The 20,911-nt window shown below is 74.2% G+C and carries 17 protein-coding genes; 2 read left to right on the top strand and 15 right to left on the bottom strand.

Going from position 1 to position 20,911, the window contains the following annotated elements:
• Positions 1-8: 8 nt before the first annotated feature.
• The gene (locus M1O15_RS25395) at positions 9-1,004 is read left to right on the top strand and encodes an AraC family transcriptional regulator ligand-binding domain-containing protein (RefSeq protein WP_248636493.1); all 996 of its coding nucleotides are present in this window, start codon (positions 9-11) and stop codon (positions 1,002-1,004) included.
• On the opposite strand, the gene menC is transcribed toward M1O15_RS25395, so the two are convergent.
• The 10 genes from menC to M1O15_RS25450 form a co-directional block, all read right to left on the bottom strand.
• A complete protein-coding gene (gene menC, locus M1O15_RS25400; protein WP_248636494.1) occupies positions 1,001-2,113 on the bottom strand; it encodes an o-succinylbenzoate synthase in 1,113 nt (370 codons plus the stop codon). The two genes, M1O15_RS25395 and menC, sit on opposite strands and share 4 nt — an antisense overlap.
• Positions 2,110-2,910 carry a GNAT family N-acetyltransferase gene (locus M1O15_RS25405; RefSeq protein ID WP_372499585.1) on the bottom strand — a complete coding sequence of 267 codons (801 nt, stop codon included), beginning with the start codon at positions 2,908-2,910 and terminating at the stop codon, positions 2,110-2,112. The genes menC and M1O15_RS25405 overlap by 4 nt, the downstream gene beginning before the upstream one ends.
• Positions 2,907-3,989 carry a M20 family metallopeptidase gene (locus M1O15_RS25410; protein ID WP_248636515.1) on the bottom strand — a complete coding sequence of 361 codons (1,083 nt, stop codon included), beginning with the start codon at positions 3,987-3,989 and terminating at the stop codon, positions 2,907-2,909. The genes M1O15_RS25405 and M1O15_RS25410 overlap by 4 nt, the downstream gene beginning before the upstream one ends.
• Before the next feature lie 198 nt (positions 3,990-4,187).
• Entirely contained in the window at positions 4,188-5,210 is a 1,023-nt protein-coding gene (locus M1O15_RS25415) for a dipeptidase (RefSeq protein WP_248636496.1), read from the bottom strand.
• Positions 5,200-5,943, bottom strand: coding sequence for an ABC transporter ATP-binding protein (locus M1O15_RS25420; RefSeq protein ID WP_248636497.1), 744 nt, complete (start codon positions 5,941-5,943; stop codon positions 5,200-5,202). Before M1O15_RS25420 ends, M1O15_RS25415 begins: the two co-directional genes overlap by 11 nt.
• A complete protein-coding gene (locus M1O15_RS25425) occupies positions 5,940-7,760 on the bottom strand; it encodes a dipeptide/oligopeptide/nickel ABC transporter permease/ATP-binding protein (RefSeq protein ID WP_282577232.1) in 1,821 nt (606 codons plus the stop codon). Before M1O15_RS25425 ends, M1O15_RS25420 begins: the two co-directional genes overlap by 4 nt.
• Positions 7,760-8,773 (bottom strand): ABC transporter permease, encoded by a 1,014-nt coding sequence (locus tag M1O15_RS25430; RefSeq protein ID WP_248636499.1) that lies wholly within the window; start codon positions 8,771-8,773, stop codon positions 7,760-7,762. Before M1O15_RS25430 ends, M1O15_RS25425 begins: the two co-directional genes overlap by 1 nt.
• Positions 8,770-10,371: an ABC transporter substrate-binding protein gene (locus M1O15_RS25435; protein ID WP_248636500.1), complete on the bottom strand. Its 1,602-nt coding sequence runs from the start codon at positions 10,369-10,371 to the stop codon at positions 8,770-8,772. The genes M1O15_RS25430 and M1O15_RS25435 overlap by 4 nt, the downstream gene beginning before the upstream one ends.
• A 261-nt stretch (positions 10,372-10,632) precedes the next feature.
• Complete coding sequence (locus M1O15_RS31720) at positions 10,633-12,456, bottom strand: serine hydrolase (RefSeq protein WP_308282395.1); 1,824 nt, start codon at positions 12,454-12,456, stop codon at positions 10,633-10,635.
• Between the two features lie 27 nt (positions 12,457-12,483).
• Complete coding sequence (locus M1O15_RS25450) at positions 12,484-13,809, bottom strand: serine hydrolase domain-containing protein (RefSeq protein WP_248636501.1); 1,326 nt, start codon at positions 13,807-13,809, stop codon at positions 12,484-12,486.
• A 174-nt stretch (positions 13,810-13,983) separates the two neighbouring features.
• On the opposite strand from M1O15_RS25450, the gene M1O15_RS25455 reads away from it, so the two are divergent.
• Positions 13,984-14,571 (top strand): isochorismatase family protein, encoded by a 588-nt coding sequence (locus tag M1O15_RS25455; protein WP_248636503.1) that lies wholly within the window; start codon positions 13,984-13,986, stop codon positions 14,569-14,571.
• 24 nt (positions 14,572-14,595) lie between these two features.
• On the opposite strand, the gene M1O15_RS25460 is transcribed toward M1O15_RS25455, so the two are convergent.
• The 5 genes from M1O15_RS25460 to M1O15_RS25480 form a co-directional block, all read right to left on the bottom strand.
• Positions 14,596-16,236: a PucR family transcriptional regulator gene (locus M1O15_RS25460; protein WP_248636517.1), complete on the bottom strand. Its 1,641-nt coding sequence runs from the start codon at positions 16,234-16,236 to the stop codon at positions 14,596-14,598.
• 69 nt (positions 16,237-16,305) lie between these two features.
• The gene (cuyB, locus tag M1O15_RS25465) at positions 16,306-17,058 is read right to left on the bottom strand and encodes a cysteate racemase (RefSeq protein ID WP_248636504.1); all 753 of its coding nucleotides are present in this window, start codon (positions 17,056-17,058) and stop codon (positions 16,306-16,308) included.
• A 140-nt stretch (positions 17,059-17,198) separates the two neighbouring features.
• Positions 17,199-18,617: a Re/Si-specific NAD(P)(+) transhydrogenase subunit beta gene (gene pntB / locus M1O15_RS25470; protein WP_248636506.1), complete on the bottom strand. Its 1,419-nt coding sequence runs from the start codon at positions 18,615-18,617 to the stop codon at positions 17,199-17,201.
• 1 nt (position 18,618) lies between these two features.
• On the bottom strand, positions 18,619-20,145 hold the full coding sequence (locus M1O15_RS25475; protein WP_248636507.1) for a Re/Si-specific NAD(P)(+) transhydrogenase subunit alpha: 1,527 nt from the start codon (positions 20,143-20,145) through the stop codon (positions 18,619-18,621).
• Positions 20,146-20,316: 171 nt separating this feature from the next.
• A complete protein-coding gene (locus M1O15_RS25480) occupies positions 20,317-20,835 on the bottom strand; it encodes a DUF6328 family protein (RefSeq protein WP_248636509.1) in 519 nt (172 codons plus the stop codon).
• Positions 20,836-20,911: the final 76 nt, after the last annotated feature.

The raw sequence follows: 20,911 nt of genomic DNA on the forward strand, positions 1-20,911 counted from the left end.
GGCTGAACGTGGCCAGCGCCGACCTCCTGGGGATCCGGCCGGACGCCCTCGCCGGCCTGCTCGGCCTGGCTCCCGAGCACCTGAACGACGACCGGTACCGCACCCCGGCGGCCACCAATGTGCGCATCTGGGACCTGATGACCACCCGGGCCCCGTGGACCGAGGCGGCTCTGGTGATGGCCCGCCAGTCGGCCCTCGGCCGCCTCGGCGCCTGGGACTACCTGATCACCTCCGCGCCCACCCCGCTCCAGGGTCTGCGGGACGCCACCGACCTCCTGCCCGCCGTCGCGGACACCCGGACCGAAGCCCTGGTCATCGCCGACGAGGGTCCCCAGATCGTGGTCAGCCACGTGAACACCGCCGAGCTGGCCTACGACACCGCCTCGGCCATTCGCGCCTACAGCCTCGGCCTGCTCCGCCAGCGGCTCACGGAGGCCACGTTCCGGCAGATCGTCCCCGTCCGGGTGGCGCTCACCGCGCGGGCGCCCCGGGAGCACCGGAGCCTGGTCGACCTGTACGGCACGGCGGCCATCGACTTCGAGAGCCCCGTCAGCTCCATCACCTTCCGGGCGGCCGACCTGCGCACACCCCTCGCGCACGCCCAGCCGGGGCTGTCGGAGCTGGTGCGCAGGCACACCGAGATGGGCCTCACATCGGCCGTCCCGCTCCGCGACTGGCTGGACTCCTTCCGCGGCACCCTGCGCGAGGCCTGGGCGGAGCGCACGCCGAGCCTGTCCGCCGTGGCGGGGCGGCTGTCGGTCAGTCCGCGCACGCTGCAACGCCGGCTGGACGAGCACGGCACCTCGTGGACGGCGGAGCTCGAACTGCTGCGCCGTACACGCACCCTGGAGCTGCTGCGGACCACCGGACTGACGCTGGAGTCGATCGCGGAGCAGAGCGGATACACCGACGCCCGGACCCTGCGCCGGGCCATCCGCCGCTGGACCGGCCACACGGCCTCCGCCCTCCGCGGCATGAGGCCGCCGGGCGCTGAGCAGGGCTAGAGCCCGATCCACTCGGTGGAGGTGGTGACCTCCTTCAGGACGTCGGGGAGCGGCTGGACGCCCAGGCCCGGGCCGGTCGGGACGTCGAGGTGGCCGTCGGCGAGGACGAAGGGCTCCGTGATGTCCGTGGCGAAGTAGCGGGAGGAGCCCGAGGTGTCGCCGGGGAGGGTGAAGCCGGGAAGGGCGGCGAGGGCGAGGTTGGCGGCGCGGCCGACGCCGGTCTCCAGCATGCCCCCGCACCACACCGGGACGCCGTGCGCGCGGGCGAGGTCGTGGATGCGGCGGGCTTCGAGGTAGCCGCCGACCCGGGCCGGCTTGACGTTGATGATCGAGCAGGCGCCCAGCGAGATCGCCGCGGCGGCGTCGGCGGCCGACTCGATGGACTCGTCCAGGCAGATCGGGGTGCGCAGCAGCCGGGCCAGCCGGGCGTGCTGGACCATGTCGTCGTTGGCCAGGGGCTGTTCGACCAGCAGCAGCCCGAATTCGTCGAGCTTGGCCAGCTGCTGGGCGTCGACCAGGGTGTACGCGGCGTTGGCGTCGACCTGGAGGAGGAGGTCGTCGCCGAAGCGCTCGCGGACGGCGCGGACGGGTGCGACGTCCCAGCCGGGTTCGATCTTCAGCTTGATCCGGACATAGCCCTCGGCGACGTATCCCTCGACCGCGTCCAGGAGTTCGGGGATCGAGTCCATGATGCCGACGGAGACCCCGCAGGGGACGCGGTCGCGGGCCGCGCCGAGAAAGGAGCCGAAGGACTCGCCGGAGGAGCGGAGCCGGGCGTCGAGCACCGCCGTCTCCAGGGCGGACTTGGCCATGTGGTGGCCGGTGAAGGGGTGCAGGAGGCGGGCCACGGCGGCGGCGTCCACGCCGTCCTTCGGCAGCGCCGGGACGAGGAAGCGGCGCAGCACGTCCTGGGCCCCGTCCACGTACTCGGAGCAGTAGCGGGGCTCGGACATGGCCGCGCACTCCCCCCAGCCCTCCGTGCCGTCGGAGGTGACCACGCGGACGAGCAGCACGTCCCGGCGGGTCTCGACCCCGAAGGAGGTGCGGAACGGGGCGACGAGCGGCATGGCGATGCGGCGCAGTTCGACGCCGGAGATCGTGGTCTTCATATGCGGGTGGCTCCTGCGGTACGGGAGTGGGCACGGTGGACGACATAGCTGCGGCGGTCGTGGAACCCGGCGACCCGGGCACCGTCGGCCAGCAGTCCGCCGAGGACCTGCCGGACGGCCAGCCGCCAGTCGTGGGCGGCGCCCGGGTCGGTGCGGCGCAGCGACTCGATGTCGTCGGGGAGGTCGATGAGGACGGTGCCGGCGTCGGTGGGGCCGAGGAGGGGGCGGCCGTCCTGGTCGCGGACGCCGCGGGCGGTGTCCGGGGGCAGGTCGAGGGGGTACGGGCCCGGGGGCGCGGTCAGGTCCCAGGCGGTCAGCACCCGGTCGGACTCGTCGCCGCCGTTGATGGCGTCGTCCATGGCCCCGTAGAACGACCGCAGGTACTCCTCGGGGCGGGCGCCCAGCTTCACCAGGTTGAAGTGGGCGTTGCGGCGGATCAGCGGGTCGTAGGTCCAGGTGATCCGCTTCAGCCCGCGGGCCAGGGCCCAGTCGCGCTGGTGCCGTTTGAGGGCGAGCCCGATGCCGCGTCCCATGGCGGTGCCGGTGATGTGGGAGTGCAGGGTGGTGCCGACCGGCTCCGCGTAGAAGGCGACGGACGCCCCGACCAGCCGGCCGTCCTCGTAGGCGCCGGCCACGTAGTTGCCCGCGTGGGACAGGGCGCGCATCACCTCGGCGGAGACCGGCGGGCTGTCGGCGCCGGTGCCCCAGATGTCGGCGTAGAGGCGGCAGACGGTGTCGAGCTCCGCCATGGTGTGCAGTTCCCGGAGTTCGACGTCCCCGGCAGCGGAGGAGTTCACAGGAGGGCTCCGACGAGGTGGGCCAGCAGCCGGGCGCGGTCCGGCAGGGCGGCGGTGAGGACGTGTTCGTGGTCGGCGTGGGCGCCGTCGCCGACGGCGCCGAGGCCGTCGAGGGTGGGGCAGCCGGCTCCGGCGGTGAAGTTGCCGTCGGAGCCCCCGCCCACGGCCGCCTGCCGCAGCGGGTCGAGGCCGAGCCGCAGGGCGGTCTCCTCGGCCCGCGCGAAGAGCCGCCGGGACGCCTCCGGGTCCAGGGGCGGGCGGTTGGGGCCGCCGGCGAGGGTGAGGCGCGCGTCCGGGTGGTGCGGGTGCAGGGCCCTGATCGCGCGGTCCACCGCCTGCTGGGCCGCCGCGGTGGGGACGCGTACGTCCACGCTGAGGTCGGCGCGGGCGGGCACGGTGTTGGTGGTGGTGCCGGCCGAGGCCAGGGTGGGGGTGACCGTGGTCCCGGGCCCGGTCTGGGCGGTCACCGTGTCGGCGATCCGGCTCAGCGCGAGGATCTGGTGGGCCAGTTCGGTCGCCGCGTTGACGCCCTTCTCCGGTTCGAGTCCGGCGTGGGCCGCCCGGCCGTGCACGGTGAGGTCGTAGTGGGACAGGCCCTTGCGGCCGGTCTTCAGCGCCCCCCCGGGTGCGGAGGGTTCCAGCACCAGGGTGGCCGCGCACCGGCGTGCCGGCTCCTCGATGAGCGGGCGGGAGGTGTCCGAGCCGACCTCCTCGTCCCCGGTGACCAGCACGCACACCCCGTCCAGGGAGGGCAGGGCGGCCAAGGCGTGGAACAGCAGCACCAGCCCGGCCTTCATGTCGAAGACGCCCGGACCCCGCGCGACGCCCCGCTCCACCGACCAGGGGTGGGTGGCGAGCGAGCCGATCGGCCAGACGGTGTCGTGGTGGCCGAGCAGCAGCACGCGCGGGGTGCCGAAGGTCCACCGGACATGGGTGACGCCGTCGACCACCAGCGTCTCCGGGCGGGCGCCCAGCAGCCGGCCGCCCTGGTCGGCGACCACCCGCGCGCTGCGGGCCACGGCGGCGTGGTCCGCCGAGTACGACTCGCAGGTCACGAGGGCTTCCAGGTCGGCGAGCATGGCGTCGAGGTCGAACGCGTGGTCCGCTCGCGGTGGACGGGGTTCTCGGTCAACCGGCACGGTGGGTCCTCCAGATGAGTTCGTCCGCCACGCTAGGCAGGGCGGAGGGGACGCGGTTGGTGGTGTGGTGACAGAACCCGGCCGCCCGGTTCGTACCGCGCACCCAAGGCGCGCCGGAGCGCGGGCGGAGCCCGGCTTTCAGCCCATGTGCTCGGACATCAGCCGCCGGGTGTTGCCGCCGAGGATCTTCAGGATGTCCGGCTCCGGCAGGCCCCGGCGGACCAGCGCCTCGGTCACCAGGGGCATGCCCGCCGGCCCCTCCAGCCCGGGGAAGTCGAACATCGGGTCCTCGTCGTCCGGGCTCTCGCAGCAGGGCGGCGTGACATCGGCCATGACCTCGCGGACGAAGTCCGAGCCCAGGCCCACATGGTCGATCCCGGCGACGGAGACCAGGTGCTCGATGTGGTCGGCGATCCGGTCGGTGCCCACCTTCGCCTGGTCGTCGGTGAGGAAGTCCGGTACGAAGGTGACGCACACCACCCCGCCGGTGGCGGCCACGCCCCGGATCTGCTCGTCGGTGAGGTTGCGGTGGTGGTCGCGCAGCGCCCGGGCGCAGGAGTGGGTGGCGATCAGGGGCCTGGTGGCCAGCTCCAGGACATGGGCCACCCCGCTCGCCCCCAGATGGGAGATGTCGAAGAGCATGCCGAGGTGCTCCATCTCCCGCAGCGCCTGGACGCCGGGTGCGGTCAGCCGGCTGCCGGTGGCGTCCTCCCGGCTGCCGTCGGCGAACGGGGTGCGCCCCCAGTGGGCGAGGGAGGCGATCCGTACGCCGAGGCGGAAGAGGGTGGGCAGGAGTTCCACCGAGGCGTCGATGCCGGGCGCGCCCTCCAGGGCGAGGACCAGGGCCATCTTGCCCTCGGCCAGGGCGGCGTCGATACCGGCGCCGTCCAGGCAGAGCGCGACCTGGTCGGCGTTGGCCTCGGCGAGGGTGTGGGCGCACTCGATCATGCGGAGGGTCTGCCGGAGCGCGCCCTCGGGGCGGTACTGGTCGTCCACGAAGACCGGCAGCACCTGGATGTCGATACCGCCCTCGCGCAGTTGCGGCAGCCAGCGCTCGCGGAAGAAGGCGCCCCAGCGTCGCGGGGGGCGTGCGGTGACGGCCATCAGCAGGTCGTTGTGGGCGTCGGCGACGACGGCACGGCGGTGGAGGTCAGCGGACACGGCGGACCCTTTCCGTATCGGAAGCAGCGGGACTGAGGCGCGGGACGGCGTCGAGCAGGGCGCGGGTGTAGGCGTGCCGGGGCGCGCCGATCACGTCCTGGACGGGGCCGGACTCCACGAGCCGGCCGTGGCGCATGACGGCGACGGCGTCGCAGACATACCGCACCACGGCGAGGTTGTGCGAGATGAACAGCATGGTCAGGCCCAGTTCACCGCGCAGTTCGCGCAGCAGGTTGAGCACGGCGCCCTGCACGGAGACGTCCAGGGCGGAGGTGATCTCGTCGGCGATCAGCAGCTCCGGCCCGGCGGCGAGGGCGCGGGCGATGGCGACGCGCTGGCACTGGCCGCCGGAGAGTTCGCGGGGGTACTTGCCCGCGTACCCGGCCGGGAGGGCGACCAGTTCGAGCAGGCGCCCCACCTCCGCCGCCCGCCGGGCGCGCGGGACGCGGGTGCCCTCGGCGATGGCGTCGCCGATGCTCATCCGGGGGTCGAGCGAGGAGGACGGGTCCTGGAACACCATCTGGACCCGGCCGGGCGCGACCCCGGTGACCGTGCCCCGGCACGGGAGGAGTCCGGCCACCGCCCGCGCCAGGGTGGACTTCCCGGAGCCGGACTCCCCGACCAGACCGGTGGTGGAGCCCTTCGGGACCTCCAGGCTGAGGCGGTCGACGGCGGTACGGGAGCCGAAGCGGACGGTGAGTCCGCTGATGTTCACCGGATCGTTGATGTTCACTTGACCTCCCAGCAGGCCACGGAGTGGGTGCCCGTACGGGTGCGCAGCTCGGGGCGGGTGGCGCAGCGGGCGGTGGCGAGGGCGCACCGGTCGGCGAAGGCGCACCCCTCGCCGACGTCCCCGGGTGCGGGCTGGCGGCCGGGGATGGTGGTGAGCGGGCGCGAGCGGTCGGTGTCCATGTCGGGCAGTGAGCCGACCAGGGCGCGGGTGTAGGGGTGGCGGGCCTGGTGGAGGGCGCCGGCGGGCAGTTCCTCGACGACCCGGCCCGCGTACATCACGGCGATCCGGTCGCACACCTCGCCGACGACGGCGATGTCATGGGAGATGAACAGGGCGCCCGCGCGCGTCTCGTCCACGGCTTCGCGCAGCACCCGCAGCACCTCGCGCTGGACGGTGACATCGAGGGCGGTGGTGGGCTCGTCGGCGATGATCAGCCGGGGGGTGTTCATCAGCCCCATGGCGATGACGGCGCGCTGGCGCATCCCGCCGGAGAGTTCGTGCGGATGCCGCCGGGCGGTGTCGGCGGGATGGCGGATACGGACCCGGTCGAGCCGTTCCACGGCGCGGTCCCGCGCCTCGGTGCGGGTGGCCCCGCCGTGCAGGGTGGCCACCTCGGCGAGCTGGCCGCCGACCCGCAGGGCGGGGTTGAGGGCGCTGGTGGGGTCCTGGAAGACCATCGCGAGCGAGGAGCCGAGCAGCCTGCGGCGCTCGGAGGCGGTCAGGCCGTCCAGGTCGACCCCGCCGAGCCGGATACGGGCGCTGCCGGTGCGGCCGGGGTGGGGCACCAGCTGCCCGATGGCGGCGGCCGTCATGCTCTTGCCGCTGCCCGACTCCCCGACCAGGCCCAGGATCTCGCCCGCGCGCACGGTCAGCGACACCTGCCGTACCGGGGTGGTGCCGCCGGGGAAGGCGACGGTGAGGTCCCGTACCTCCAGGACGGTGTCCGGTGCGGGCTCGTCCGGGGCCGGGACGGCGGCGGGGGCGGCGGCCGGACCGCCGGCCGGTGCGCGGGTGTGGGCGGCGGCCCGGGCGAAGGAGTCGCCGAGCAGCATGAAGCCGAGGCCGGCCAGGGTGACGGCCAGGGCGGGGGCGACGACGGCCGACGGGGTGACGTAGACATGCCCGAAGGCCTCGTTGAGCAGCCGGCCCCAGTCGTAGGCGGGTGCCTGGACGCCCATGCCGAGGAAGGACATCGCGGACAGGCCGAGCAGGGCGCCGCCCATGGCCTGCGCGGTGTTGAGGATCAGCGGTTCGGCGATATTGGGCAGGACGTGCCGGGTGAGGACGCGGTGGCGGGGCACGCCCAGCATCCGGGCCGCGGCGATGTAGTCGGCTCCGGCGACGGAGGCGGTCATGGTGTGGGTGAGCCGGGCGAAGGCCGGGGCGAGGGCGGCGCCGATGCCGAGCACCGCGCCCTGGGCGTCGAGTCCGGCCACCACGGCGGTGAACATGGCCAGGAGCAGGGCGGGGAAGGCCACCAGCAGGTCGACGGCGGCGATCACCGCGCGGCCCGCGCGCCGGGGCAGGACCTGCGGCAGGGTGCCGAGCAGGATGCCGGTGGCGGTGCCGATCAGAGTGGCCAGCAGAGCGAGCCCCAGGGTCAGCCGGGTGGCGGTCAGGGTCCGGGCGAGGAGGTCCCGGCCCAGGGCGTCGGTGCCGAGCAGATGCGCGGCGGACGACCCCTGGCTGATCTCCCTGGGGTTGATCCGGGCGGCGGCGTCCGCCCAGAGCGGCGGGCCGAACAGGGCGAGCAGGACCAGCAGGGCGACGATTCCGGCGCCCAGCAGACCGGCGGGGTTGCGCGGCAGGCGGCGCATCAGCCCTCCCCGGAGGTGGTGGACGCGGACAGGGCGGACCGGGGGTCGAGGACGTCGATCAGGAGGTCGACCAGGAAGTTGACGACGAGGACGAGGGCTCCGTAGACGAGGATCATGGCCTGCGCCACGGGATAGTCCTTCTGGGTGATGGCCTCGACCGTGCGCAGACCGAGTCCGGGCCAGGCGAAGACGTTCTCGACCAGCACGCTTCCGGTGATCAGTCCGCTGAGCAGCAGACCGCCCATGGTGAGGGTCGCGGTGAGGGTGTTGGGCAGCAGATGGACCGCGTACAGCCGCCAGGCGGGCAGCCGTTTGGCGCGGGCCAGGCGCATGTAGTCGCTGTCCAGTTCGCGCAGGGTCTCGACCCGGGCGAGGCGGGCGATCATGGCCGCCGGGGCGATGGCGAGGGCGGTGACCGGCAGGACGTAGGAGGCGGGGCCGGTGAGCCCGGCCGGCGGGAACAGCCCGAGTCCCAGGGAGAGGACGAGCAGCAGCGCCAGCCCGTAGAGGTACTCGGGGACGGCGACGGCAGCGCCGGTGAGGGTGGTGAACGCGGTCTCGGTGCCCCGTCGGCGTCCGTCGCGGGTGCGCACGGCGGCCCACAGGCCCAGCGGCACGGCGACGGCGAGCGCGGTGAGGGTGGCCAGGGCGGCGAGGGCCAGGGTGTGCGGGAGGCCCTGGCCGATGATGTCGGCCACCGGCTGGGAGGAGAAGAAGGAGGTGCCGAGGTCGCCGGAGAGCAACTGCCGGACGTGGTCGGCGAACTGGGCCGGCAGCGGCTGGTCGAGGCCGAGCTCGGCCCTGCGCTGGTCGACCAGTTCCTTGGGGGCGGTCGAGCCGAGCATCCGGCGCAGCGGGTCGCCGGGGATGAGGTGGATCATCGCGAAGGAGGCGACCACCAGGACGGCGAGCGAACCGGCCAGCCGCAGCAGCCGGCGGGCGAGCAGGCGCCCGGTGAGCCGCCGGGAGCGGCGCGGCGGGGCACCCCTGTCGGTGTCGGACAGGGCGGTCACGTGCGGCCTCCCGTCATCCGGATCGAGGTCGGGTCGAAGAGGCCCGAGGTGATACGGAAGGTGGCGCTGTGGGCGGCGGTGGTGACGGTCTTGTCCACGACCGGGACGATGTCGGCGCTGTCCAGGAGGGCGTGCTCCGAGCGCTGCCACAGGGCGCAGCCGGTGGCGTCGGGCAGCCGGCTCGCCTCGGCGGTCAGCCGCTCGTACTTGGTGTTGGTGAGGTGGGCGAAGTTGCCCCCGTCGGGGGTGAAGGGGCCGGACAGCGCCCCGAGGAGCTGGGTGGGCAGAGTCACGCCCAAGGGCGCCCAGTTGACGTCCCAGTCCTGGGTGACCGCCTCGACCTCGGCGTACGCCGCGTCGGACACGGCCCGCAGCCGGACCTCGGCGCCGGCCGTCCGCCAGGCCTCGGCCAGGTACTCGGCCGCGGCGGCCATGGTCTCGCCGGAGGAGGCGCCGTAGATCATCCGGATGGTCAGCCTCCGGCCGTCCTTCACCCGGACTCCGCCGGGGCCGCGGTGCCAGCCGGCGGTGTCCAGGGCCGAGGCGGCCGCCCGGGGGTCGTAGGCGGGCAGCCGGCCGGTGACGGTGTCGCCGGGGCAGGGCCTCGGTGCCATGACCAGTCCGGTGGGGGCGCGGCCGGTCCCGCCGGTGGCGATCGCCCCGAGGGAGCCGAGGTCCACGGCCTGGAGCAGGGCCCTGCGGACGGCCGGGTCGCTGCCGGGGTGCCCGGCGCCCTGGTGGAAGAAGAACTCCTGGGTGCCGTTGGCCTGGTCGCTGGTGGTGATGCCGGGTACGCCGGTGACCCGGGCGCGGTCCGGCCCGGTGAGCTGGGCGCCGTTCAGCTGGTGGGAGAGCAGCAGGTTGGCGGCGGTCGCCTCGCTGCCGACGACCTTGAGCACCACCGAGCCGGGCATCGCGGGGTCGGCGGTGGTCGCCCCGTCAGGCCCCCAGGTGTAGTCCTCGCGCCGGGCGAAGGTGTAGCTCTGCCCCGGCTCGGCGGAGGTGAGCCGGAACGGGCCCGACCCGGAGGTGCCGCTGCGCAGCAGGGCCCGGTCCCTCAGCCCCGCCCCGCAGACCACGAAGAGGTAGCGGGTGCTCCGCAGGATGAAGGCGAACGGCTCCGGGGTGGAGAGCGTCACGGTGCGGGCGGCGTCGTCCGCCTCGGCGGTGAGCCCCTCGGGGACCACCACCCCGTAGGCAGGCGACTTGGTGGCCGGATCGGTGAGGTGGGCGACGTTCGCGGCGACGGTGCTCGCGGTCACCGGGCTGCCGTCGGAGCAGGTGGTGCCGGGGCGCAGGGTGAAGGTGACGGAGGCGGGCGTGACGCTCCACTTCTCGGCCAGCCCGGGGACCGTGCGGCCGTCGGGCCCGGTGTGCACCAGGGTGTCGTACGCCAGTGAGAGCGCGGTGTACGTGGTGGTGTTCTGGACCTGGGCGGGGTCGAGCAGTCCCGGGTCGCTCCGGATCGCGTAGCTGAAGGCGTCACCGCCGGTCGATCCGGCCGGGGCGACGCCCCCGCAGCCGGCCACCAGCAGTGCCGCCGACAGACAGGCGGACACCGCCTTGGCGCTCCTGGTCGAGGGGATCGGGGGTTTCACAGGGGGGCTCCTTGGGGCGGGCTCCTCGGCGCGGATTCCTTGGCGGAGTCCTCGGGGCGGGTTCCTCGGGGCGGGTTCCTGAGGGGGTGGGGAAGTCGCCCCACAGTCGCGGCTCATGGCCGGAATTGATTCAGTCCGGGGGACGAAAGCGGCCGGGCCCGTTGGGTGCGGCGCCCCAACTCCGCCGACGGCCCCGACGAACGGAAGCCCCGGACCGCGGGGAGGCGGTCCGGGGCGGGGCGGAGGGCGCGGCGCGTCGCCTCAGCTCCGGGCGCGGAGGTGGTCGACGGCGGCGCGGGCGGCGCGGCCGATGGCGCGGTCCGCCAGGGGCTGCCGGGTGGCGGCGGTCGAGGTGCGCAGGAAGACGCCCACCGCGTACCGCTTCCCGTCGGGGTACTCGACCACCCCGGCCTCGTTGCGTACGGCGAAGTCGGTACCGGTCTTGCCCGCGAGCCGCACACCCGGCTCGGGGAAGCCGGAGACCAGGCGGTGCTGCCACACCTGCTGCCGCATGAGGCCCCGTACCTCGGCGCAGGCACCCGCCGATCCGGCCCGGTCGTGCCAGAGGGCGGCGAGCAGCGCGGTCACCTCGCGGGGTGTGCTCGACGGACTGGTGCCCGGGGCGCAGGCGCGCAGGGCGAGCAGCCGTGCGTCGGGGATTCCGGCCAGTTGCTCGTCCAGGGAGCGGCCCGGGTCCAGGCCGAGTTCCCGGCGGATGTCGTCGTCCAGGGCGGCGCAGGAGGAGAAGCCGAAGCCCGGGAAGCCCAGGCCGTCGAGGTTCGCACGGACCCGCTCGGGGCCGACCAGGTCCAGCAGCAGGTCGCTCGCCGCGTTGTCGCTGATGGTCATCATCATGAACGCGAGGTCGCGGGCGCTCATCTCCACGTCGTCCGCGCAGCCGTCGGTACCGCTGCCACCGGCCCGGTGGGCGGCGGTGACCGTGTGGCGGCGGGCCGGGTCCAGCTCCCCGGCCGCCGCCTGCCGGGCGTACTCCAGGGCGATGGGGATCTTGAAGACGGAGGCGAGCACCACCGGGGCGTCGGCGCCCTGGCCGAACTCCGCGCCGGTGTCCAGGTCCCGGACATGCACCTGGCCCTCGACCCCGGCCTCGGCGAAGACGGACGCGAGCACGGTCCGGACCGGACCGGACGGCCGAACCGCGCCCCCGGTACGGACGGCAGCCGGTGCCCGGCGCAGGTGGTCCACCGCGGTCCGGGCGGCCCGTCCGATCGCGGCGTCGGCGGCCGGGTTCCCGCCCCCGAGGGCGGGGGTGCGCAGAAAGACCGCGACGGCGTAGCGGCCGCCGTCGGGGTACTCGACCACGGCCGCCTCGTTGAGCACGCCCCACAGGGAGCCGTTCTTGGCCGCGACGCCCACCTCGTCGCCGAAGCCCGCGGCGAGGCGGTGCACGGACAGCTGACGGCCCATGAGGGCCCGTACCTCGGCGCAGGCGCTCGCCGGTCCGGCCCGGTCGCGCCAGATCGCCGTGAGCAGGGAGGTGATCTCCCGGGGGGTGGCGGCGGGCGACCGGGTGGGGTCGAGCATGGCCAGGCCCCTGATCCGGTCCTCGCTCACCTGCTCCAGCTGGCCGTCGAGGTCGCCGTCCGGGTCGAGGCCGAGCTCCTTCCACACCGGGTCCCACAGCTCGTGGTAGCGGCCGACCGGCAGGCGCGGGCAGCCGAGCTCGGTGGCCACGGCGCGCACCCGGTCGGTGCCCAGGATCTCCATCAGCTTGTCGGTGGCCGCGTTGTCGCTCATCGAGAGCATGAGGAAGGCCAGGTCGCGGGTGCTCAGGGTGACATCGTCCCGGCAGCTGTCGGTGCCGATGCCGCCGCCCTCGCGGTGGGCGGCGGTGACGGTGTGGCGAGCGGTCCGGTCGAGTGCCCCGGCCGCCGCCTGCCGGGCGTAGGTCAGGGCGACGGGGATCTTGCGGATCGAGGCGACGATGACGGGGGCGTCGGCGCGGAAGGCGACCTCGCGGTCACCGTCGATGTCGCGGGCGTGGACGAAGCCCTCGACTCCGGCCTCCTCGAAGACCGTGCGGAGAGCGGCCGTCACATCGCCGCCGCTGGAGGGTGCTGCCATGGAGGGGTGGTCCCATCGTGCGGAGGGTCAGCCGGTCCTGGGGGTGGCCCGGCCGCTGTAGTGGAGGTACGCGGGCCCGTCGGGCCGCCGCTCGAACACCACCGCGTCCCAGACGGCCTCGCCCTCGTCCCGGCCGAGGAAGGTGGTCGCGTCCACGGCGACCAGGTCCAGGGTGCGGGGGCGGGCCAGGCCCGCGAGCAGGCCGGTGGGCTCGGTGCGCAGCCTCAGCCGGCCCTGGTGCGCGGTGACCTGGATCCGGCTGCCGGCCCGCTCGTACACCCCGGTGAGCGGGTCGAGGTCGACCTCGACGGGCCGCTCGGGCGGGGCGAGCGGGGCGGGCACCTCGATCGCGTGCAGCTCCCGGAGGAGTTCGGCGGCCAGCCGGTGCTGGAACTCCACGCTCCGGCCGCCGTTGACCAGTGCGGCGATGACGGTGCCGAGTTCGGGCAGCATCCACAGGACGGCGTGCTGGCCGATGGTGTCGCCGGTGTGCGAGACGACCCGATGGCCGTCCCACTCGTCCAGGCTCCAGCCGATGCCCCACTGGCGCCCCCCGGTGTGCGGGTTGACCAGGTCGACCTGGGGCCGGCGCAGGGCGGCGGGGTCGGCCAGCAGCGCGCCGGGGGTGAGATGGGCGCGGCCGAAGGCGACCACATCGGCGGCCCGGGCGCAGATCAGCCCGGCAGGGCCGACGGACCGGGGCAGCGACCAGCGCTCCACCACGGCGCCGTGCTCGTCGTGGCCGACGGCGGCGCCGAAGCGCAGCACGTCCTCCGGCAGGGTCCAGGTGTGGGTGAGCCCCAGCGGCTCGCAGATCCGCTCGCGCAGGTCTTGGTCCCAGACCCGGCCGGTGAGCCGCTCGACCAGGCGCCCGGCGATGACGAAGCCGGAGTTGCCGTAGGAGTGGGCGTCGCCGACCGGGAAGGTCTGCTCCAGTTCGGCGCAGGCCTCGACATAGCGCCGCAGGCAGTCGTCGCCCCGGCCGGTGTCCAGGAACAGGTCGCCGTCGATGCCGGAGGTGTGGGTGAGCAGATGGCGCGGGGTGATCGCCGCGGTGGCGCCGGGGTCCCGCACCCGGAACTCCGGCAGGACCTCCGCCACCGGGGTGTCCAGGGTGAGGCGCCCCTCCTCGACCAGCAGCATCAGCTGGGTGGCGGTCCACACCTTGGTGACCGAGCCGATCTGGAACAGCGAGTCGGTGCGCGCGGCCGCCCCGGTGGCGGTGTTGAGGACCCCGGTGGCGCAGGCGTGCGTCTCGCCCTCGTACCAGAAGGCCAGGCTCGCGCCCGGCACCCGGGAGTCGGCGGCCAGCGCCGCCAGGCGGTCCGCCCAGTGCTCGATGTCGGCCCTCACGCTGGTCCTCCGGTGGTTCGGTGATTCGACCGGAAGCGTAGGGAGGAAGGGCACCCCGGCGGTTGGTGCGCGGGGACGAACGGGCGGGCCGGGGCTTGGCCCGCCGGACGACTCCGGACGCGAGTCGCGTTCCTAGGGTGGCGGGCACCCGAGGTACGAGGAGACGAGACGACGATGCCCCTGATCGACCGCGACGACTGCGCCCTGGTGGTCATCGACGTGCAGAGCGACTTCTACCCGCCGCGGCGGCTCGATGTGGACCGGCAGCGGTTCCACGACATGGTGCGGCGCATCGCCTGGATCACCTCGGTGGCCGATCGGCTGGAGATCCCGGTGGTGGTGACCGAGGAGGACCCGTCCGCCAGCGGCCGTACCGTCCCGGAGATCCGCGAGGCGCTGCCGGCCGCGGCGGTCACCCTGCCGAAGAACGCCTTCGCCGTCTGGGACAACCCGGAGATCGCCGCCGCCATCGAGGCCACCGGCCGGACGACCATGGTCCTCGTCGGCATCGAGACCGACATCTGCGTGGCCCACTCGGCCATCCGGCTGCACCAGGCCGGCAAGCGCGTCGTGGTGGTGGAGGACGCCGCCTACTCCCCCGGCCCCGCCCATGAGCGGGGCCTGCGGCGGCTGGCCGGCCAGGGCGTCGAGACGCTCTCCGCCAAGGAGCTGTTCTACGACTGGGTGCGCACCATCCAGGACGCGGACGCCTTCCACGACACCCACGCGGAGCTTGCCGTCCCCCCGGGCGTCCGCCTCTGAGGCGGGCCCGGCCCACGGCCCGCTCTAGCTTCCCGATCCCGGTCCCAGCAGCCGCAGTTGCAGCATCGCGGCGAACCGGGCCTCCGGGTCCTGGAGGTCGATCTCCCCCACCTCCGCCACCCGGCGGATCCGGTAGCGGAAGGTGTTGGGGTGCACGAACACGCTCGCGGAGGCGGTCATCACGTCCCCGAAGGCGTCCAGCCACGCCCGCAGGGTCTGCACCAGATGGGCGTTGTGCCGGGTGTCGTACGCGACGAGGCGGGCGAGCGGGCCGGAGAGCTCGTCCCGGTTGGCGGCGGCCAGGTCCCGCAGCTCGATGAGCAGGGCCTCCACGTACACATCGGCGATCGAGGCGGCGCGCCGTCCGGTGCCGCCGGTGGACAGCACCCGCAGCGCCCGGTCGGCGTTGGCCCGGGAGCGCGGCAACGCGGCGGGGTCCGCGGCGACCGAGCCGATCCCGAGGACGGCGCCGGTCCGGTCGCCGGTGCGGGCCAGGAAGTTGGCGGCCACCTGCAGGGCCCGCTCCCGGGCGTGCGAGGTGTCGCCGGGCACCGGGAAGAGCGCGTAGACCACGTCTCCGAGCAGTGCCACGGCGGACCGCGGTTGTACGGCGGTGAGGTGGACGGCCAGGGCGGAGGCCAGGCGCTGGCGCTCGGCCGTGACCTGGGCGTGGTCCTCGTCCGGTCCGGGCCGTACGGGCACCAGGCCCATGGCCATGACCAGCGCCGGTTCGCCGACCAGCCCGAGCCGGCCGAGCGCCTGGAGCGCCCCGGGCCCGCCTTCGAGCGCGGTGGTGACAAGGTCGGCCCGCAGCCGGTTCTCGGCGTCGGTGCCCGCCCGGAAGCGGAGCATATGGAGGGCGACCAGCTTGGCCGCCTCCAGGAACGCCCGCTCCCGCTCCGGGGTCAGCGGCTTGCGCAGCGCCGCCCACACCGAGCCCAGGAACTCGTCCCCGGCCCGGACCGCCACCGCCACCCGGGGCAGCGCCCCCTCGTCCCCGAGGGACGGTGCCGGGACGTGCACCAGGCCCTCCCCCCGGTACAGCTCCCGGAAGACCCCGTGCTCCTCGTGGTGGCGCAGATAGCGCTCGGGCACCTGGCGGGCCAGGATGCTCTCCACCCGGGGCGCGTCCGCCTCGTCCTGCCGGCCGGAGAACGCCAGGATGCGGGAGCGGCGGTCCTCGATGGTCACCGGGGCGTCGAGCAGGGTGGCGACGGCGTTGGCCACGGCGAAGAGGTCCCCGGAGGGCACTCCGCCGAGGGTCTGCTCCTCCCCCTCCCCCACATCGCCCTCGGCGAGCTGGGTGCGCAGCATCGCCGCCAGCTGCGCCCAGGAGGCCCCGCGGGTCAGGGCGAGCAGGGCCACCCCGGTCTCCCGCACCACCGGCTCCAGCGCGCCCTCGTCCTCGACGGGGCCGCGGACGACCAGGGCGGTGGCGCCGAGCGCGCCGAGCTGGCGCAGCAGCCGGCCGGTCTCCTCCGCGCCGTGCACCCCCACACCGAGCACGATGGCGCGTTCCGGGTAGTGCTGCTCGTCGTAGGGGTCGTGGATGCCGACGCCGCCGATCTCCCCGGCCGCCCCGGGGTCGCCGTGGAGCAGATCCAGCAGGGTGTGGCCGAAGTCCTCCAGCACCCGGCTGAGGCTTCGCGCGGGGTACGCCGACATGTGCCTGATCATCTCCGCAGGGTAGGCCGCCCGCGACCGCGCGATCCGGTGCCTGTGGACGAGAACGGGTCAGCCTGTTCGTACCACCGTACGAATCGCCTCGCCCGGGCGCCAGAGGCGGGCGACGGCGGCCTCGGCCAGGGCGTCGGTGGAGTCGACCAGCGGCAGCACCCGGGCCGCCGCCCCGCTGATCAGCGGCAGCTCCGTGCAGGCGGCGACGGCCACCCGCGCGCCCCGCTCCCGCAGGCTCGCCGCCGCCACGGCGAGCCACCGCTCGGGCCCGGCGAGGTCGGCGCCGCCCTTGACCGCGCGGATCGCGGGATCCACGTACTCCCGCTGTACGGGTTCGGGCACCTGGACCACGTCGAGTCCGAGCCGCTCCCCGGCCCGCTCGTACAGCCCGGCCAGCCGCGTCCCCCGGGTCGCCAGCACCCCCACCCGCCCGGCCCCCGGCACCCGGCGCGCCGCCGCCTCCAGGGCGGCCCCGACCATGTCCAGGACCTCGACGCCGGTGGCCCGGGACAGCTGCTCCACATAGGCGTGCGCGGTGTTGCAGGGCACGGCGAGGCAGCTCGCTCCGGCGTCCCGGAGCCGGCGCGCGCCCTCCACCAGGGCGGGGACGGGGGACGGCCCCTCGCCGAGCAGCGCCGCGGTGCGGTCCGGGACGGCGGGGTCGGCCCAGAGGACCACCGGCAGATGCGCCTGGTCCGAACCGGCCGGGGTGCGCTCGACCAGGCGGCGGTAGAAGTCCGCCGTGGCGAGCGGGCCCATCCCGCCGAGGATGCCGAGCATGCCGGAAGCCGGGCGGGGCGTGTGGCGCATCACGGGGCTGCCTTCCGGTCGTTCCCGCCTCCGTCCGCGGGCCTGCCCCGATCCTGGCCCGCCGGCCCCCGTCGGGCCTCGTCGCCGCCGCCAAACGCTCCCGCCCGCGTTCGTACGGCGGGCCGACGAGGCCCCGCGCCTCAGAGGGCGCCGACGATGTCCTCCACCCGGGCCTTGGCGTCGCCGAAGAGCATCGCGGTGTTCTCCTTGAAGAAGAGCGGGTTCTGCACGCCCGCGTAGCCGGAGGCCATCGAGCGCTTGAACACGATGACCTGCCCGGCCTCCCAGACGGTGAGGACCGGCATCCCGGCGAGGGGGCTGCTGGGGTCCTCGGCCCCGGCCGGGTTGACCGTGTCGTTGGCGCCGATCACCAGGACGACGTCGGTCTTGGCGAAGTCCTCGTTGATCTCGTCCATTTCGAGCACGATGTCGTACGGCACCTTGGCCTCGGCGAGGAGCACGTTCATATGGCCGGGCAGCCGGCCGGCCACCGGGTGTATGCCGAACCGCACGTCGACGCCCCTGGCCCGCAGCTTCGAGGTGAGCTCGGCGACCGGGTACTGGGCCTGTGCCACGGCCATCCCGTACCCGGGGGTGATGACCACGGAGCGGGCCGAGCCGAGCAGTTCGGCGGCGGACTCGGCGGTGATCTCGGTGTGCTCGCCGTAGTCGGTGTCCGCGTCCGAGGCCGCCTCGATGCCGAAGCCGCCGGCGATGACCGCGAGGAAGGAGCGGTTCATCGCCTTGCACATGATGTAGCTGAGGTAGGCACCGGACGAGCCGACCAGCGCGCCGGTGACGATCAGCAGGTCGTTGCCGAGCAGGAAGCCGGAGGCCGCCGCGGCCCAGCCGGAGTAGCTGTTGAGCATCGAGACCACGACCGGCATGTCACCGCCGCCGATCGAGGCCACCAGGTGCCAGCCCAGCGCCAGCGCCAGGGCCGTGACGGCGATCAGCAGCCACAGCTCCGGGGTGATGGTGAACCACACCGTCAGGGCCGCGAACAGGCCCAGCGAACCGAGGTTGAGGGCGTTCTTGCCGGGCAGCATCAGCGGCCTGGAGTCGATCTTCGCGGCGAGCTTCAGATACGCCACGATGGACCCGGTGAAGGTCACCGCGCCGATGAAGAGGCCGATGACCACCTCGGCGTGGTGGACACCCAGCGTGCCGAGCGCGTCCAGGGCCCGGGCCTCGTGCCCGTCCGGGTCGTGCTCGACGTTCAGAAAGCCGTTCCAGCCGACCAGTACGGCCGCCAGTCCGACGAAGGAGTGCAGCAGGGCGATCAGTTCCGGCATGCCGGTCATCTCGACGCCGCGGGCCTTCCTCAGCCCGATCAGCGCGCCGAACAGCATCGCGAGGGCCATCAGCCCGATGCCCGCGGCGCTGATGTCGCCGTCCACGGCGAGCACGACCGTCGCGGCGAGCGCGACGCCCATGCCGAGGATGCCGTACGCGTTGCCGAGCCGTGCCGACTCGTGCTTCGAAAGTCCCGCCAGCGCCATGATGAACAGCAGCGCGGCGACGAGGTAGGCCGCCTGGGCGGCGGTGGTCGCAGACATGTCAGCTCCGGTTGAACATGGCGAGCATGCGACGCGTCACCGCGAAGCCGCCGAAGACATTGATACTGGCCAGCAGGATCGCCACGGCCGACAGCACCGTGACGGCCGTGCTCGCGTGGCCGATCTGCAGGATCGCGCCGACCACGATGATCCCGGAGATCGCGTTGGTCACCGACATCAGCGGGGTGTGCAGCGCGTGGTGCACATGGCCGATGACGTAGTAGCCGATCACGATCGCGAGCACGAAGACCGTCACATGGGGCAGCAGCGCCGCCGGGGCGAACGCCGCCGTGAGGAAGAGCGCCAGGGCGCCGAGGGCCGCCCCGCCGAACCGCTGCCGCGCCGTCGCCGGGGCCTTCTTGGGCGCGGGCTCCGCCACGGCCCGGGCGGGCGCGGGGGCCGGGGCGGCCGAGACCTGGACCGGCGGAGGCGGCCAGGCCGGCTCGCCCCGGCGGACGACGGTGATGGAGCGCTGCACCGGGTCGTCCCAGTCGAGGACCAGCCGGGCGTCCTTGCCCGGGGTCATCAGCTTCAGCAGGTTCACCAGGTTGGTGCCGTACAACTGCGAGGCCTGCGCGGGCAGTCGGCCCGCCAGGTCGGTGTAGCCGATGATGGTCACACCGTTCTCGGTGACGGTCTTCCCGCCCTTCACCGTGCCCTCGACGTTGCCGCCGTTGGCAGCCGCCATGTCGACGATCACCGAGCCCGGCCGCATGGCCGCCACCATCTCCGCGGTGATCAGCCGGGGCGCGGGACGGCCGGGGATCAGCGCGGTGGTGATGACGATGTCCACCTCGCGGCACTGGGCGGCGTAGAGCTCGGCCTCGCGCGCCCGGTAGCCGTCGCCCATCTCCTTGGCGTAGCCGGTCGCGGAGACCTCCACCTCGGGGGACTCGATGGGCAGGTACTCGCCGCCCAGCGAGCGGACCTGGTCGGCCACCTCGGGCCGGGGGTCGGTGGCACGCACCACCGCGCCGAGCGAGCCCGCGGCGCCGATCGCCGCCAGTCCGGCCACCCCGGCACCCGCGACCAGCACCTTCGCCGGCGGCACCTTGCCGGCGGCCGTCACCTGGCCGGTGAAGAACCGGCCGAACTCGTGCGCCGCCTCGATCACCGCCCGGTAGCCGGCGATGTTCGCCATGGACGACAGCACGTCCATGGACTGCGCCCGGCTGATGCGCGGCACGGCGTCCATCGACAGGGCGGTGAAGGGGCGGCCGCCCAGCTCCTGGACCATCGCCGGGTCGAAGGCGGGCGCGAACAGGGCGATCACCGTCGCCTCCGGCCGGACCAGGTCCAGCTGCGCCGGGACGGGGGCGTTGACCCCCAGCACCACGTCCGCCGCGGCCGCGTCGCCGACGGTGGCGCCGGCGGCCTGGTAGGCGCTGTCGGGGAAGCCGGCCGCGGCGCCCGCGCCCGGGTCGACGACCACCCCGTACCCCAGTGCGCGGATCCGCTCGACGGTGGCCGGGGTGGACGACACCCGGCTCTCACCCGCCCGCGCCTCCTTGAGGACTCCGACAATCACGAGTGTTCTCCGTTCGCTGCTCTGGCCGTCAACGGCGGTGGTCCCGACTCGATCAGAAACACGCCCGCGAAGCTTCCGGGCACGCCGCACAGCTTGGCCGGGGAGGACTCCCCTTGAACAGCACGCACACATGAGGCGTGGGCAACACTTGGCGGGCCGGGCTCTCCCGTCTCAGCGCCGGCTGGAGTAGTGGCGCCTGGCCCACATCGGCAGCAGCAGCCACAGCATCAGCAGCCAGAGCACGAAGGCGCCCGTCAGCACCGCGGCGATCGTGTCGTCCACCGCCACCCGCAACAACAGCAGCAGGGCCGCGGACATGGTGGCGGCCAGCAGGCCCATGGACGCCTTGGCGATGGCCGCCGCCAGCACCACCGTCTCCGGCTTGATGTGCCGGCCGGCCACCATCCGGTGCAGGGCCACCGGGGCGATCAGCGCGGCCACGGTGGCCGCGCCCAGGGTGACCGCGGTGACGTAGAGAGTGCGGTCGGCGCCGCCCAGGGTGGCGAAGGCCGGCTGGAAGACCACGATGAGCAGCACGCCGAACAGGATCTGCATGCCCGTCTGCGCCACCCGCAGCTCCTGCAGCAGATCCACCCATCGGCGATCCGCCCGCTCCTCGGCGCTCTCGTCCCGCCCGTGCCTCGGCCGCTCGTCCGCGGCGTCTTCCCGGTGGACCCCTGTTTCCGCCATGGCGACTCCTCGACCCGCCGGATCCCGCCCGTCCGCTCCTTCATCATCCCACCCCGCGCCCCGGACCGAGCAGCGA

Source organism: Streptomyces lichenis (genome assembly GCF_023218175.1).
GTDB lineage: Bacteria > Actinomycetota > Actinomycetes > Streptomycetales > Streptomycetaceae > Streptomyces > Streptomyces lichenis.